Here is a 12,835-nt window from a genome sequence, read left to right on the forward strand (position 1 = left end):
GATGGTACTAATATGTGGAAAAGCTATATGTTTTCAAGTGCTTAGTTCGGCGCTACGGCAAATTACTTTGCCTGCGCAGCGGTCACGATGGCGGGACGCAGCAGGCGGTCCGCGATCATATAGCCTTTTTGCAGTACGGAAACTACCGTATTGGCTTCCTGGTCGGCAGGCACCACGGCAACGGCCTGGTGCTTGTTCGGGTCCAGCTTCTCGCCCTGTGCCGGCAGGATCTCCAGCAGGCGGTTTTTCTCGAACGCCGACGACAGCTGCTTGAGCGTCATTTCCACGCCTTCCTTCAGCGATTCGATCGACGGGGTTTCGACTTTGAGGGCCATTTCCAGGCTGTCCTTGACCGGCACCATGGCTTCGGCGAAGCTTTCCACCGCGAACTTATGGGCCTTGGCCACGTCTTCCTGGGCGCGGCGGCGGATGTTTTCGCCGTCAGCCTTGGCACGCATGAAGGCGTCGTGCATCTCGGCCAGTTTCGCTTCGGTGGCCGACAGCTGCTCTTCCAGGGAAGGCTGGTCCGGGGTCGATGGCGGGGCCGACGCAGCGGCCGCTGCCGCCTCTGGATTAGGTGCTGCTTGGTTTTCCTGATCTTGCATCTAGAGACTCCTACAATCGTATTTGTTTGACATTACTTTTCTACCGCACTGGCTGCAAATGGGGCGATAACCTATATTTTCAAGGGTTATTCCGCCAGCCATTTCAGTACGGCACGGTCCGGTACAAAGCGATACAAAACTTCGCCCTTGCGACCTCTACTTTTTTGCGCCGCAGCGTCTAAGATGAGCTTAAGACACCCTTCGCGGCGGTTTTTCAGGGAGCGCATCATCATGAAGTTGCCACTGATAGCAGCATCCATCCTGGTGTACATCGTCCTCGCGACGGCATGGATATGCTATGCCGCCGATCCCGTCAGCCGGCTATTTTAACAGGCTGGCACTCGTCACCCGCAAGTGCTGATTATGGTGCGGGGGCGCGGTTGTGGTCAGTTTGTCTCTTTTCAGTCAGCCGCGCCCAGGCCGAGGGCGCTGGCGCGGCCCGATTCCGCATCTTTCTTGATTGCATCATGCTGGGCGGGCGACAGCTGCGTCGGCCAGCCGATGATGTGCTGTTCGGCAATTTCCGCCAGCGCGGCGACCCAGGCTGGCGATTCGTTCAGGCAGGGGATGTAGCGGAAGTCTTTACCGCCGGCCTGCTCGAACTCGTGCCGCACCTCCATGGCGATTTCTTCCAGCGTTTCCAGGCAGTCGCTGATGAAGCCGGGGCAGAGCACGTCGACCCGCTTGACGCCGTCGCGCGCCAGCTGAACGATGGTCGGCGCCGTGTACGGCTGCAGCCACTCGGCCTTGCCGAAGCGGGACTGGAAGGTGACGACATACTGGTCCGGCGTCAGTTTCAGCGCGGCGGCCAGCAGGCGCGCGGTTTTCAGGCATTCGCAATGATAGGGGTCGCCCAGCATCAGTGTGCGCTTGGGCACGCCGTGGAAGCTCATCACCAGCTTGTCTGGACGGCCGTGGGCTTCCCAGTGCGCCTGCACCGACAGCTTCAGCGCGCGGATGTAGGCCTCGTGGTCGTGGTAGTTGCGCACGAAGCGCAGCTCGGGGATGTTGCGCACCGAGCCGTAGTGGTCGAACACGGCGTCGTAGATCGAGCCGGTGGTGGTACCGGAATACTGCGGATAGGCTGGCAGCACGGCGATGCGGTCGGCGCCGTCGGCCTTCAGCCGGGCCAGCACCTCCGGCAGCGACGGCGAGCCGTAGCGCATGGCCATGGCCACGGTCAAGTTCTGGTGGCCGCGCTCGCCCAGCGCGCCGCGCAGCAGCTGGGCCTGGGCGTCGGTGTGCACCTTCAGCGGCGAGCCTTCGCGGGTCCAGATCGATGCATATTTTTTGGCCGACTGTCCCGAGCGGAACGGCAGGATGATCAGGTTCAGGATGAACCACCACACGGCGCGCGGAATCTCGACCACGCGCGGATCGGACAGAAACTCCTTCAAATAGCGGCGCACGGCCGAGCGGGTCGGCGCGTCGGGCGTGCCCAGGTTGACCAGCACGATGGCGCTGCGGCCGACGGTGCCGTGCTTGTAGGGAGGTTCTTTTAAAAAGGTCATGGACGCCTGGGTTTGCGGGAGCTGGAGAGGCTGCAATTATATGGTCTAAAATAAAAGCACAGCCATTTGATCCGCAAGGGGGAAGATTTTGCTCGACGATAGCGAACATGGGCGCGAAGACTGCCGCGCGCTGACCGAGGTCCTGAAACGCATCGGCGACCGCTGGACGATCCTGGTCGTTGGACTGCTGGGCAGGGGACCGCTGCGCTTCAACGAGCTTCGCCGCACCATCACCGGCATCACGCAGCGCATGCTGACGCTGACGCTGCGGGGGCTGGAACGCGACGGCCTGGTGTCGCGCACGCAGTTTGCCACCAATCCGCCGACGGTCGAATACGCGCTCACCGATCGCGGCCGGTCGCTGCTGGTGCCGCTGATGGCGCTGGCCCAGTGGGGCAACGAGCACCGCGACCAGATAGGACAGTCCCGCGAACGCTACGACCAGGCGCAGGCCCGGGCTGATAACACTGCGGAACCTGCGGGCGTGCACCGCATCGCCGCGCGCGGCCGCTGACGCCGCCCATCGCCGCCGGTATCACGCATGTGCCTTCTTGTGGGCCTGCGGCAGATCTCTACAATGCCACGCATCGCCGCTGTCGCGGCATCAACCGGCCTGGAGGAATTTATGTCCGCATCGATCTGCTTTTTTCCACACCTGAGCACCGGCGCCAACGCCGTATCGCCTTGTGGCTTGCGCAGTGGTTCGTCGCCGTCTCGTTCGGCGCTGGTGCGGCGATGAAGCTGGCCATGCCGATTCCGGAACTGGCCGCAATCTGGCCTTGGGCGGGCGACCTGCCCGTCTTCAGCGTGCGGCTGCTGGGCCTCATCGACCTGGCCGGCGCCGTCGGCATCGTGCTGCCGGCGTTGCTGCGCTGGCCCGGCAAGCTCACCGCTTCGGCGGCGCTGGGTTGCTCGGCGCTGCAGGCATGCGCGATGGTCTTCCATGCGATGCGCGCGGAATTCAGTGCCCTGCCGGTCAACGTCGCGCTGTTGTCCGCCAGTGTCGCGACCTGCATCGCCTACGCCAGAAAACCCGCCTGATTCGGCTCTCAGTTGCCCGGACGATGCAGTTCGGTGGCGTCGTCGGCCGGAAACAGATATTCGATGCGCAGTTCCCTGGGCGGCCACCGCTTGCGGCGTGCCGACCGTGGTCACCATGGAAAAATAACTGAGCTCGCGGCCGTCCAGCAGGAAGCGGATCGGCACTGCTGCTCTCTCTTCTTGGTTGTCATGGCTGGTAACCTCCATCGGAATAATTAGCCACTATGAGAGCTTTCGAAACCGATTCAAGAGGCCAGCAGCTCCCGGGCGTGCTTGCGGGTGGTGGCGGTGATTTCCAGGCCGCCCAGCATGCGCGCCACTTCCTCGACGCGGGCCTTGGCGTCCAGCACGTCGATGCGGGACGCGGTCTTGCCGCTGGCCAGCGTGCTCTTGGCCACCTGGAAGTGCTGGCCGGCCTGGCTGGCCACCTGCGGCAGGTGGGTCACGCACAGCACCTGGCGTTCCTGCCCCAGCCGGCGCAGCAGCCGCCCCACCACCTCGGCCACGCCGCCGCCGATGCCGCTGTCGACTTCGTCGAAGATCAGGGTCGGCGTGGTGGTGGCGTTGGAGGTGATCACCGAGATCGCCAGCGAGATGCGCGCCAGTTCGCCGCCCGAGGCCACCTTGGCCAACGGCCGCGGCGCCACGCCCGCATGGCCGGCCACCAGGAACTCGACCTGCTCCAGCCCATGCGCGCTGGGCTCGCCCGCATTCAGCGCGACTTCGAAACAGCCGCCCGTCATATTCAATTCCTGCATCGCCTTGGTGACCGCTTCGCCCAGCAGGCGGGCGGCCTTGGCGCGCGTGCCGGACAGGCGTTTGGCCTGCTCCATGTAGGCGGCCTTGAGCTTCTCTTCCTGCTTGCGCAGGCCTTCGATGTCGCTGGCGTCGGCGATCTGCGCCAGCCGCTCCGCCAGCTTCACCGTCTCTTCCGGCAACTGCTCCTCGGTGATGCGGAACTTGCGCGCGGCCGAGTGGATCGCATCCATGCGCGCCTCGACCTTGCGCAGACGTTCGGGGTCCAGGTCCACGCGGTCGAGATAATCGTTGAGCGCATACACGGCTTCCTGCAGCTGGATGCGCGCCGGCTCGATCAGGTCGACGATCGCCTGCAGCCCCGTATCGATGCCGGCCAGCTTGCCCAGCTTCTGGTTCAGCGACGACAGCTGCGACAGCACCGGATGCTCCTCCGCTTCCGAAATCACCGTCAGCGCTTCCTGCGCGCCCTCCAGCAGGCTGGCGGCGTGCGACAGGCGGCTCTGCTCATTGGTCACCTCGGCCCACTCGCCCGGCTTGACGGCCAGTTTTTCCAGCTCGTTGACCTGCCACTCCAGGCGCTCGCGCTCATACAGCACGTTGGCCGCGTTGGTCTCGAATTCCTCCAGCTGCTTAGACAGCGCGCGCCACGCCTTGTACGCCAGCGTCACCGCTTTGACATCGCCCTGCGCGCCGGCCTGGCCGTCGAGCAGCACGCGCTGCGCCTCGGTCTTCATCAGCGACTGGTGCGCGTGCTGACCGTGGATGTCGACCAGCATGTCGCCGATCTCGCGCAGCTGCGCCGCCGTCGCCGCAATGCCGTTGATGTAGGCCTTGCTGCGGCCGGCGTTGTCGATCACGCGGCGCAGCAGCGCGCCGCCCTCCTCCACCGCGAACTCGTTGGCCGCCAGCCAGTCGCGCGCCTGCTCGCTGAGCGCGAAATCGGCCGTGATGTCGGCCTTGGCAGCGCCCTCGCGCACCACGCTGGCGTCGCCACGTCCGCCCAGCGCCAAGGTCAGCGCATCGATCAGGATCGATTTGCCGGCCCCGGTCTCGCCGGTGAAGACGGAGAAGCCGGCGGAGAATTCCAGTTCGATGGAGTCGACGATGACGAAATCGCGGATGGACAGGGTACGGAGCATGGATGCCTGGTGAGGTTAATTGAGTTTGCCTTCGCCGGAAGGATATTCATTCCAGTGCAGCTTTTCGCGCAGCGTGTTGTAGTAGCTCCAGTCTTCGGGATGCAGGAAGGTGATCGCGTGCGGCGAGCGCTGGATCACGATCCGGTCCTGCCCCTGCAGGCTGGCGAAGGTCTGCATGTCGAAGTTGACGCTGATGTCGCGCCCGCGCACGATCTCGATGACGATCTCGCTCGACTCGGGCAGCACGATGGGCCGGTTCGACAGCGCATGCGGCGCGATCGGCACCAGCACGATGCCGCCCAGGCTGGGGTGCAGCAGCGGCCCGCCGGCCGACAGCGCGTACGCGGTGGAGCCGGTCGGCGTCGAGATGATCAGGCCGTCGGAGCGCTGGTTGTACATGAAGTGGCCGTCGACGTCGACCCGCAGCTCGGCCATGCCGGCGCCGGCGCCGCGCGCCACCACGACGTCATTGACGGCCAGGCCGACGTGCATGATTTCGCCATCGCGCAGCACCCGCCCTTCGAGCAGGGTGCGGCGCTCGGCCTTGTAGCTGCCGCCGAGGATCTTGGCCAGCACGTCGAGCATGCCTTCGAGCGGAATGTCGGTCATGAAGCCGAGACGGCCCTGGTTGATGCCGATCAGCGGCACGTCGAACGGCGCCAGCTGGCGCGCGATGCCGAGCATGGTGCCGTCGCCGCCCATGACGATGGCGGCGTCGCAGTGGGCGCCGATTTCGGAGGCGCCCATCACCCGCACGCCGGCCGGCACCCGCTCCAGGTGGGTGGCGGTCTGCTCTTCGAACACCACGTCGTAACCTTCCCGCTGCAGGAACCCGACCACGCTGCCCACCGCCTCGGCGATGCCGTCGGTATTCGGGCGCACGACCAGTGCGATGGTTTGATAAACGGCGTGCGTGGCGGTCATAAAAATCTCGGCAAAAAGGTGAGGTCGGCAACACGCAGCAGGGTAACCCATAAAGCGGGCTTTCGCCATTCCTCACAACTGTACATTTAAACAGTATTTTGCGCAGTATAGTGCGCGCCGGGCCAGACCGCAAGGATCCCGGCGGCTTTAGTGGCCGATCGTCATGATTCCGCCCAACATGGACAGCGTCACGGCCAGGATGATGCAGATCGAGTAGATCAGCATCAGCGTGCTCCAGCGCAGAAACACGCCCCAGCGGCTGCTCAGGTACACGCGCCGCATCGCCCACGGCAGGTAGCCGAGCAGCCAGCACCACAGCAGCAGCCGGACCGGCGTGATGGGCACCAGCAGGAACACCGAGAAGATGAAATAGGCGAAGGCGTTGGTGTGCAGCGCGAACAGCAGGTGCTCGCCGAAGCGCCGGCCCGAGCCCAGGTACAGCACCTTGAGGATCATCGCGAACACCGGCATCAGGCAGAAGATCGCGTACGGCGCGTAGTGATAGAAACCGTCCTTGAACACCTTGGTCTGCTCGCTGCCCGGCAGCTTCTCAAACGCGCGGTACTGGTGCTGCAGCGTGGGCCAGTTGTCGAGGAATCTGGCGTCCTTGTCGAACAGGTTGATGATGGAGTTGTCGTCGTCGTCCGTTTCCGCCTTGTCCTTGCCGGCGGCCCTGCGAGCATCGGGCTTGAAATCCTTCTGCATGTCGGCGGCGGCCGCTTCGGCGGCGGCCTTGCCGCTCGCCTGCTCCGGCGTCAGCGGCTTGAGCGTCTCCGCCACTGCGGCCTGCGCCTTGGCCGCCTGGCCGGCAGTCGCCGCCGTCACCTTGCCCGCCTCCGCTTCCCGCCTGGCGTCGTCTCCGACAGTGACGGGAACGAAGGACCCGGTGAACTTCAGCAGCGCGAAGAAAATCAGGCTCAAGGTCAGGTACAGCCGCAGCGGCTGCACGAAGCGCACGCGGCGGCCCTTGATGTATTCCAGCGTCAGCGCGCCGGGACGGAACAGCAGCCGCATCACCGTGCCCCACAGCTTGCCCTCCAGCGCCACGTAATGGCCGACGAACTCATGCAGGAACTCGCGCGTGCTGGCGTGGTGCAGGAAGGCTTCCTGGCCGCAGTTCGAGCAGAAATGGCCGCTGACGACCGCCTCGCAATTAGGACAGTTTTCCGACGACGCGTGGACGGCAGTGCTCATGCAAAATCCCGGTGAATAAAAAGTGTCTAAATGATAAACGAGATCGCCTGGTAGTTGTCAGAATTCAATGTGGCGACTGTGATAACAGCGACCCGCTAAGATGACTTTACAACGATGCGAGGAGCGCAGACATGAAAGATACCAAGGTCAATACCGACGCCAAGGTCAAGAACGACGGCGTCGAGCGCATGCCGCACGAACGCGACGAATCGCCCGACGCGCAAGATCCCAGGCCGCGCAGCGTCATCAAACAGGCCGCCGCCGACGTCGACAGCGGCATGGTGGACACCGACCTGCACAACCAGCCCGGCGTCGAGCACGTGAAGACGCCCGTCCCGCGCGAAGCCACGGCGCGGCCGCAGGCCGGCACAAAAAAAGACTAACCGGAGATACCGCATGCAATTGAAGACGATGAGCGCGACGGCGATGAGCGCCGCCCTGCTGGCGCTGATGCCGGCTCTGGTGCTGGCGCAAAGCTACCCCGCCGGCTTCGGCCCCAATCCGGCGCTGCCGGAGCCGGAGCGCTCGCTGATCCCGACCGTCAACGTGGCGCCGGTCGATCCATGGAAAGGCCAGGACCAGCCGCGCGCGCCGGCCGGCTTCGGCGTGACGGCCTATGCGCGGGGCCTCGATCACCCGCGCTGGATCTACACGCTGCCGAACGGCGACGTGCTGGTGGCCGAGACCAACGCCCCGCCCAAGCCGGACGACGGCAAGGGCATCAAGGGCGCGATCATGAAACATGAAATGAAGAAGGCGGGCGCGGTGACCGAGACGGCCAACCGCATCACGCTGCTGCGCGGGATCGACGCCAACGGCGCGGCGCAAAGCCGCACCGTGTTCATCAAGGGCCTGAACTCGCCGTTCGGCATGGCGCTGGTCGGCAACAACCTGTACGTGGCCGACACCGACGCCATCCTGCGCTTCCCGTACCAGGAAGGCGCGACCTCGATCAATGCCAGCGGCGTCAAGGTGATGGACCTGCCGGCCGGCACCATCAACCACCACTGGACCAAGAACGTCATCGCCAGCCCGGACGGCAAATACCTGTACGTGACGGTGGGCTCCAACAGCAACGTCGGCGAGAACGGCATCGACCAGGAGGCCGGCCGCGCCGCCATCTGGCAGCTGGAACTGGCCACCAGCAAATCGCGCCTGTACGCCACCGGCCTGCGCAACGCCAACGGCATGGGCTGGGAGCCGAAGACCAAAATGCTGTGGACCACCGTCAACGAGCGCGACGAACTGGGCAACGACCTGGTGCCGGACTACATGACGTCGGTGAAGGAAGGCGGCTTTTACGGCTGGCCGTACAGCTATTTCGGCCAGCACGTGGACAGCCGCGTCTCGCCGCAGAAGCCGGAGCTGGTGGCCAAGGCCATCGCCCCCGACTACGCGCTGGGCGGCCACACCGCCTCGCTGGGCCTGGCCTTCTATGACGCCAGGCTGTTCCCGGCCAGCTACCAGGGCGGCGTGTTCATCGGCCAGCATGGCTCGTGGAACCGCAAGCCGGCCAGCGGCTACAAGGTGGTGTTCATCCCGTTCAGCAACGGCATGCCTTCCGGGCCGCCGCAGGATTTCCTGGCCGGCTTCCTTGCCGGCGACGGCAAGGCGCACGGACGACCGGTCGGCGTGGCGCTCGACAAGCAGGGCGCGCTGCTGGTCGCGGACGATGTCGGCAATATCATTTGGCGCGTAGCGCCCTCGGCTTCGGCCACCACTGCAAGTAAATAAGGATAGACCATCATGAGCACTAAACATACAGGTTCAGCAGTCTGGAGCGGCGGCCTGAAAGACGGCGGCGGCAAGATTTCCACACAGAGCGGCGTGCTCGATAACGTCGAGTACGGCTTCCACAGCCGCTTCGAAGACGGCCCCGGCACCAACCCGGAAGAGCTGATCGGCGCCGCCCATGCCGGCTGCTTCACGATGGCGCTGTCGGGCGTCCTGGCCGAGGCGGGCATGACGGCCAAACAGCTGTCCACCAGCGCCACCGTGACGCTGGACAAGATCGACGGCGGCTTTGCCATCACCGACGTGCACCTGTCGCTGGTGGCCACCATTCCCGGCGCCGACCAGAAAGCGTTCGAGGAAGCGGCGCTGAAGGCGAAGCTGAATTGCCCCGTGTCGAAACTGCTGAACGCCAACATCACGCTGGACGCGCGGCTGGAGGCCTGAGCAGGATTGCCGCAAAACGCATAGAATCCCGGTTTATCCGTCCATCACGAAAGACCACTATGCGTATCTTGCACACCATGCTGCGGGTCGGCGACCTGCAGCGCTCGATCGATTTCTACACCAAGGTGCTCGGCATGAAACTGCTGCGCACCAGCGACAACCCGGAGTACAAATATACGCTGGCCTTCCTCGGCTACGGCGCCAATCCGGACCACGCGGAGCTGGAGCTGACCTATAACTACGGCACCACCAGCTACGACATGGGCACCGCCTACGGCCACATCGCCATCTCGGCCGACAACATCGTCAGCGCCTGCGAGGCCGTCAAGGCCAACGGCGGCGCCGTCACGCGCGAACCGGGCCCGGTCAAGGGCGGCACCACGGTGATCGCCTTCGTCACGGACCCGGACGGCTACAAGATCGAGCTGATCGAGCGCAGCTTCGACGGCCAGGGCGCCGGCCTTTAATCAGATGCGGCTTTGACCAGGCCTGGCTTGAGCAGGTCGGCGATGCCGATGCGCTCGGCGAACTCCACGCGCACCCGCTCGGCCACTTCGGTCACCGCCGTGGCGCCGTCGTCGATGAAGTCGGTGATCGAGCGGAACGGACGCGTGCCGTGCGGCAGGCCGACGATGCGGGCGATGTCGGCCGCCACCGCCGCCGGATCGGCTTCCGGCGGCATCAGCTCGCTCAGCCGCGCGCCGACCTGGTCCATCAAGCCGTCGTAACGGGCATACGCCGCGCTGGTCGCCGCGTCGGCCGGCTTGCCGGCGTTGGCAAAGTGGTCGGTGCCGGCGGTGAAGGCGCCCGGCACCACGATCGAGGTCTCGATATTGAAGCGCGACAGCTCGTAGGCCATCGTCACGGCGATCGAATCCATCGCGGCCTTGGCCGCGGCGTACGGCCCCAGGAACGGCGGAAAGCCGCCGCGCGCCGTCGTGCTGCTGACCCACAGCACCAGCCCCTGCTGCTGGCCCCGCATCACCGGCAGCACCGCCTTGTTGACGCGCTGGGTGCCGAGGAAGTTGGTGTCGAACACGCGGCTGATTTCTTCCGGCGTGAACGCTTCCGTCGGGCCGATCACCAGGTGGCCGGCGTTGTGGACCACCGCGTCCAGCCGGCCGCGCTCGGCGACGATGGTGGCCACAGCCGCATCGGCGGACGCCTGCGACAGCACATCGAGTTCGACGGCGCGCACGTCGGCGCCGTGGGCGAAGGCCCAGTCGCGCAACTCGCGCACCTTGGCGGCGTTGCGGCCGGCGATGTCGCGCATCGACGCGTAGACCGAGTGGCCGGCCAGCGCCAGCGCCTTCACCGACAGATGGCCAATGCCGGTGCCCGCACCGGTAACGAGGACGATGGATTTGTTCATGATGTTCTCCTGGATGCGTACGGGTTAAACCAGGCCGCCGTTGGCGCGCAGCGTCTGGCCGTTGATCCAGCCGCCATCCTGGCCGGCCAGGAAGGACACGGCGGCGGCGATGTCTTCCGGCTGGCCCAGGCGTTCCAGCGGCGCCATTTTCGACATGCGCTCTATCGTTTCCGGGGTTTTACCGTCCAGGAACAGCGCGGTGGCGGTCGGCCCCGGCGCGACGGCGTTGACCGAGATGTTCCTGCCGCGCAGCTCCTTGGCCAGGATGTTGGTCATGACCTCGATCGCCCCTTTGGTGGCGGCGTAGATCGCGTAGCCGGGCAGCGCCAGGCCGATCATGCTGGTGGAGAAATTGATGATGCGACCGCCGTGTTGCAGCTTGGCGGCAGCTGCACGCATCGTGTTGAAACTGCCTTTGACGTTGACCGAGAACAGGCGGTCGAAGGTCTGGTCGTCGGTGTCGGCCAAGTGCGGCAGCGCCGGCGGCATGATGCCGGCGTTGTTGACCAGCACATCGACGCGGCCCAGTTGCGCGATGGCCGCGTCGAACATGGCGCGCACGGCGGCCGGGTCGGCGACGTCGGCCTGGATGGCGATGGCGGTGCCGCCTGCGCCGGCGATGGCGCCGACCACCTTGTCGGCTTCGGCGGCATTGCCGGCGTAGTTGACGACGACCGCGTAGCCGTCTCTGGCCAGGCGTTGGGCGATGGCGGCGCCGATGCCGCGGGAGGCGCCGGTAACGATGGCAACTTGTTTCATGTAGTACTCCTTCAATGAGAGGTTGGTGTGAAAGAAGTATCACTCGCCATCAAAAATGAATAAACCCATCAAAATTGCTTTAAGTATGCAATTTTCAATAATAATCACGCCCGCGCGACACACGCCCGTCAGCCCCCCTGCCTTGCCCCGGCGTGCTACATTACGTCGGCAAATCCCCGATACTCGGGGCGATCTGGAGCACAATTTGATGAATTCCCCCTTGGCGCCGGCCACGCCACAATGGCGCTACAACGTGGTGCACGAAACCCGGTACAGCTATCAAAACATGGTGACGCTGTCGCAACAGCTGCTGCACCTGACTCCGCGCGACCTGCCGTTCCAGAAGACTGAAACCCATCATTTGCTGATCGATCCGGCGCCGGACGACAGCGCCGACAGCCAGGATTATTTCGGCAACAACATCCGCCGCCTGACGATCACCACGCCGCACAAAATGCTGCTTGTGCGCGCCGAATCGACCGTGGCGCTGGGGCCGCGCCCCGATTCCACTGGCATACGCGGTTCCCTGCCCTGGGAATCCCTGCGCGACCTGCTGAAACAATCGCGCCAGGCCGACATGCTCGATGCCGGCCGCTATCTGTACGAGTCGCCGCACGTGCGCTGGACGGCCGCGCTGCGCGACTACGCCCAGCCCAGCTTCACGCCGGGCCGGCCGCTGCTGGACGCCGCGATGGAACTGACCGAGCGCATCTTCGACGACTTTGAATTCGACGGCGGCGCCACCGATATCTCCACGCCGCTGGAACAGGTGCTGGCCGGGCGCCGCGGCGTATGCCAGGATTTCGCGCAACTGATGATAGGCGGCCTGCGCAGCCTCGGTTTGCCCGCGCGCTATGTCAGCGGCTATCTGCAGACCCATCCGCCCGAGGGCCAGCCGCGCCTGATCGGCGCCGACGCCTCGCACGCCTGGGTGTCGGTATTTTGCCCGGAACTGGGCTGGGTCGATTTCGATCCGACCAACCGCTGCCTGGTGCAGCGCGAACACATCACCATCGGCTGGGGCCGCGATTTCAGCGACGTCACGCCGATGCGCGGCGTGGTGCTGGGCGGCGGCGCCCAGGAGCTGCAGGTCAATGTCACCGTCACGCCGCTGACGCCGGCGCAGCCGCCAGCGCAGCCGCAGCCCGCCGCCCAGCCGCCGGGCCAGATGCAGACGCCGGTCCCGCTGCCCGGACAGCCCGTCTAGTCCGTCCAGTTCGGCCGGCCCCGGCGCAGTGCGCAGCGCACCGGGCTGGGGCATCGCGACGATGGCGCCGTGCGCCGGCGCGGTGCGGCGGCGGCCCGGAACCCCGCCCCGCCGCCTTTCCACCTTGTGCCAATGGCATGCTTTCT

Annotated in this window: 15 protein-coding genes; 7 read left to right on the forward strand and 8 right to left on the reverse strand. The window is 65.3% G+C overall.

The window, feature by feature from the left end; all coding sequences use genetic code 11:
- Window positions 1-62: 62 nt before the first annotated feature.
- The 3 genes from grpE to hemH all read right to left on the reverse strand — a co-directional run bounded on the left by grpE (window position 63) and on the right by hemH (window position 2,116).
- The gene (grpE, locus tag ACSQ3S_RS31000; protein ID WP_176652232.1) at window positions 63-605 is read right to left on the reverse strand and encodes a nucleotide exchange factor GrpE; all 543 of its coding nucleotides are present in this window, start codon (window positions 603-605) and stop codon (window positions 63-65) included.
- 86 nt (window positions 606-691) lie between these two features.
- Entirely contained in the window at window positions 692-838 is a 147-nt protein-coding gene (locus ACSQ3S_RS31005; protein WP_176652231.1) for a hypothetical protein, read from the reverse strand.
- A 168-nt stretch (window positions 839-1,006) separates the two neighbouring features.
- Complete coding sequence (gene hemH, locus ACSQ3S_RS31010; protein WP_176652230.1) at window positions 1,007-2,116, reverse strand: ferrochelatase; 1,110 nt, start codon at window positions 2,114-2,116, stop codon at window positions 1,007-1,009.
- 88 nt (window positions 2,117-2,204) lie between these two features.
- Between hemH and ACSQ3S_RS31015 the strand changes: the two genes are divergently transcribed.
- Both ACSQ3S_RS31015 and ACSQ3S_RS31020 read left to right on the forward strand, forming a co-directional pair.
- The gene (locus ACSQ3S_RS31015) at window positions 2,205-2,630 is read left to right on the forward strand and encodes a winged helix-turn-helix transcriptional regulator (RefSeq protein WP_176652229.1); all 426 of its coding nucleotides are present in this window, start codon (window positions 2,205-2,207) and stop codon (window positions 2,628-2,630) included.
- Window positions 2,631-2,800: 170 nt separating this feature from the next.
- Window positions 2,801-3,157: a DoxX family protein gene (locus ACSQ3S_RS31020; protein WP_436144771.1), complete on the forward strand. Its 357-nt coding sequence runs from the start codon at window positions 2,801-2,803 to the stop codon at window positions 3,155-3,157.
- A 245-nt stretch (window positions 3,158-3,402) separates the two neighbouring features.
- Here the strand turns inward: ACSQ3S_RS31020 and recN are convergent, their stop codons facing one another.
- From recN to ACSQ3S_RS31035, 3 genes are all read right to left on the reverse strand, one after another.
- Entirely contained in the window at window positions 3,403-5,055 is a 1,653-nt protein-coding gene (recN, locus tag ACSQ3S_RS31025; protein ID WP_436144772.1) for a DNA repair protein RecN, read from the reverse strand.
- Between the two features lie 15 nt (window positions 5,056-5,070).
- Window positions 5,071-5,979, reverse strand: a complete 909-nt coding sequence (locus tag ACSQ3S_RS31030; RefSeq protein ID WP_176652223.1) for an NAD kinase — start codon at window positions 5,977-5,979, stop codon at window positions 5,071-5,073.
- A 147-nt stretch (window positions 5,980-6,126) separates the two neighbouring features.
- Window positions 6,127-7,173: a DUF3667 domain-containing protein gene (locus tag ACSQ3S_RS31035; protein WP_436144773.1), complete on the reverse strand. Its 1,047-nt coding sequence runs from the start codon at window positions 7,171-7,173 to the stop codon at window positions 6,127-6,129.
- A gap of 131 nt (window positions 7,174-7,304) precedes the next feature.
- On the opposite strand from ACSQ3S_RS31035, the gene ACSQ3S_RS31040 reads away from it, so the two are divergent.
- The 4 genes from ACSQ3S_RS31040 to gloA are packed head-to-tail and all read left to right on the forward strand — an operon-like array spanning window position 7,305 to window position 9,818.
- Window positions 7,305-7,556 carry a hypothetical protein gene (locus tag ACSQ3S_RS31040; RefSeq protein WP_176652221.1) on the forward strand — a complete coding sequence of 84 codons (252 nt, stop codon included), beginning with the start codon at window positions 7,305-7,307 and terminating at the stop codon, window positions 7,554-7,556.
- Between the two features lie 13 nt (window positions 7,557-7,569).
- Window positions 7,570-8,907, forward strand: coding sequence for a PQQ-dependent sugar dehydrogenase (locus ACSQ3S_RS31045; protein WP_436144774.1), 1,338 nt, complete (start codon window positions 7,570-7,572; stop codon window positions 8,905-8,907).
- A 12-nt stretch (window positions 8,908-8,919) separates the two neighbouring features.
- The gene (locus ACSQ3S_RS31050; protein ID WP_176652219.1) at window positions 8,920-9,351 is read left to right on the forward strand and encodes an OsmC family protein; all 432 of its coding nucleotides are present in this window, start codon (window positions 8,920-8,922) and stop codon (window positions 9,349-9,351) included.
- A gap of 59 nt (window positions 9,352-9,410) precedes the next feature.
- Window positions 9,411-9,818: a lactoylglutathione lyase gene (gene gloA, locus ACSQ3S_RS31055; protein WP_413448199.1), complete on the forward strand. Its 408-nt coding sequence runs from the start codon at window positions 9,411-9,413 to the stop codon at window positions 9,816-9,818.
- On the opposite strand, the gene ACSQ3S_RS31060 is transcribed toward gloA, so the two are convergent.
- Both ACSQ3S_RS31060 and ACSQ3S_RS31065 read right to left on the reverse strand, forming a co-directional pair.
- On the reverse strand, window positions 9,815-10,723 hold the full coding sequence (locus tag ACSQ3S_RS31060) for an SDR family oxidoreductase (protein WP_436144775.1): 909 nt from the start codon (window positions 10,721-10,723) through the stop codon (window positions 9,815-9,817). The genes gloA and ACSQ3S_RS31060 overlap by 4 nt on opposite strands.
- A 24-nt stretch (window positions 10,724-10,747) precedes the next feature.
- Complete coding sequence (locus ACSQ3S_RS31065) at window positions 10,748-11,482, reverse strand: SDR family oxidoreductase (protein WP_436144776.1); 735 nt, start codon at window positions 11,480-11,482, stop codon at window positions 10,748-10,750.
- A gap of 208 nt (window positions 11,483-11,690) precedes the next feature.
- Here ACSQ3S_RS31065 and ACSQ3S_RS31070 point away from each other — a divergent pair, with 208 nt between their 5' ends.
- Entirely contained in the window at window positions 11,691-12,689 is a 999-nt protein-coding gene (locus tag ACSQ3S_RS31070; protein WP_176652214.1) for a transglutaminase-like domain-containing protein, read from the forward strand.
- Window positions 12,690-12,835 lie beyond the last annotated feature (146 nt).

The sequence above is a fragment of the Duganella sp. LjRoot269 genome, from assembly GCF_964254095.1.
Lineage (GTDB): Bacteria > Pseudomonadota > Gammaproteobacteria > Burkholderiales > Burkholderiaceae_D > Rugamonas > Rugamonas hordei.

Coding starts and splice junctions, on each gene's coding strand:
- grpE (WP_176652232.1), bottom strand. CDS start 605: ATGCAAGATCAGGAAAACCAAGCAGCACCTAATCCAGAGGCGGCAGCG.
- ACSQ3S_RS31005 (WP_176652231.1), bottom strand. CDS start 838: ATGATGATGCGCTCCCTGAAAAACCGCCGCGAAGGGTGTCTTAAGCTC.
- hemH (WP_176652230.1), bottom strand. CDS start 2,116: ATGACCTTTTTAAAAGAACCTCCCTACAAGCACGGCACCGTCGGCCGC.
- recN (WP_436144772.1), bottom strand. CDS start 5,055: ATGCTCCGTACCCTGTCCATCCGCGATTTCGTCATCGTCGACTCCATC.
- ACSQ3S_RS31030 (WP_176652223.1), bottom strand. CDS start 5,979: ATGACCGCCACGCACGCCGTTTATCAAACCATCGCACTGGTCGTGCGC.
- ACSQ3S_RS31035 (WP_436144773.1), bottom strand. CDS start 7,173: ATGAGCACTGCCGTCCACGCGTCGTCGGAAAACTGTCCTAATTGCGAG.
- ACSQ3S_RS31040 (WP_176652221.1), top strand. CDS start 7,305: ATGAAAGATACCAAGGTCAATACCGACGCCAAGGTCAAGAACGACGGC.
- ACSQ3S_RS31045 (WP_436144774.1), top strand. CDS start 7,570: ATGCAATTGAAGACGATGAGCGCGACGGCGATGAGCGCCGCCCTGCTG.
- ACSQ3S_RS31050 (WP_176652219.1), top strand. CDS start 8,920: ATGAGCACTAAACATACAGGTTCAGCAGTCTGGAGCGGCGGCCTGAAA.
- gloA (WP_413448199.1), top strand. CDS start 9,411: ATGCGTATCTTGCACACCATGCTGCGGGTCGGCGACCTGCAGCGCTCG.
- ACSQ3S_RS31060 (WP_436144775.1), bottom strand. CDS start 10,723: ATGAACAAATCCATCGTCCTCGTTACCGGTGCGGGCACCGGCATTGGC.
- ACSQ3S_RS31065 (WP_436144776.1), bottom strand. CDS start 11,482: ATGAAACAAGTTGCCATCGTTACCGGCGCCTCCCGCGGCATCGGCGCC.
- ACSQ3S_RS31070 (WP_176652214.1), top strand. CDS start 11,691: ATGAATTCCCCCTTGGCGCCGGCCACGCCACAATGGCGCTACAACGTG.